This is a genomic window from Pseudomonas sp. CM25 (assembly GCF_013179705.1).
Taxonomy (GTDB): domain Bacteria; phylum Pseudomonadota; class Gammaproteobacteria; order Pseudomonadales; family Pseudomonadaceae; genus Aquipseudomonas.
Map to the genome: position 1 here is coordinate 1 of NZ_JABMCW010000691.1, position 823 is coordinate 823.

At 41.8% G+C, this 823-nt stretch carries 1 protein-coding gene; it reads left to right on the forward strand.

Annotated features, from left to right (window positions below; translation table 11 throughout):
• Window positions 1-14 precede the first annotated feature (14 nt).
• Window positions 15-823: DUF3037 domain-containing protein (locus HP546_RS30735; RefSeq protein WP_172233774.1), on the forward strand; the 809-nt coding region annotated here is incomplete at its 3' end.

Below are 823 nucleotides of genomic sequence, written 5' to 3' on the forward strand. Positions count from 1 at the left end.
GGGATGCTGTAATAATGATTACCTACGATTACTCTCTCATAAGATATATGCCAAGCCCCAAGCGCGGCGAGATTGTCAATATAGGCATACTTATATATAGCAGCCCGCGCTTTGACATCCGACTATTAAATGGCGCAGCCAAGCTTCGACTGCTCGACGGTGAATCTTCAGCCGTTGACATATCTGATTTGGAAGCGGTTATTGCCGAGGCACAAGAACGCTGCAAAACACCCGCTGAACTACTGAATTTCCTTAAATTATTCAAGAGTGCTTTTGTTATCAGTCCTCCCGCCAAGTTCTCTATTGACCACCCCGGTCAGTACGAAGCTCAGGTGCTTAGGCTCTTCAATGACCTGGTGAAACCTTTTAGCGCAAGAGAAACGACGCCTAGGACATCAAGAATACAGACTTTAATCAAGAACAGGTTTGAAAGCTTAAATATCTTGGCAAAAAGTGCCGAAGAACTCAGCTATCATAAAGTAGTTCAAAACTATTCATTCAGTAAAAAATCTGGATTTTCCGCTGACTTTCTATTGAAGAATGGGAAGTACCACATCAGCGAAGTCATCGACTATAATGTAAACGACCTAAACTCTAAGTTTAAAGAAACAACATTGAAAGTCATGACGTTCATGGAAGGCAAAAAACATTTAGGCGCAGAGACCGGCTGCTATTTTGTCTATTCTGCCTCTTCGACAATAGAGCAGGAAATACAAGCCCACTTAAACCTCGCCGAAGATTATAGTGAACACATTTATAATATTTCTTCAAGATCGGACGAAAGAGCATATTTCGATTTGATTGCTAACTTGGCAGGGCAATC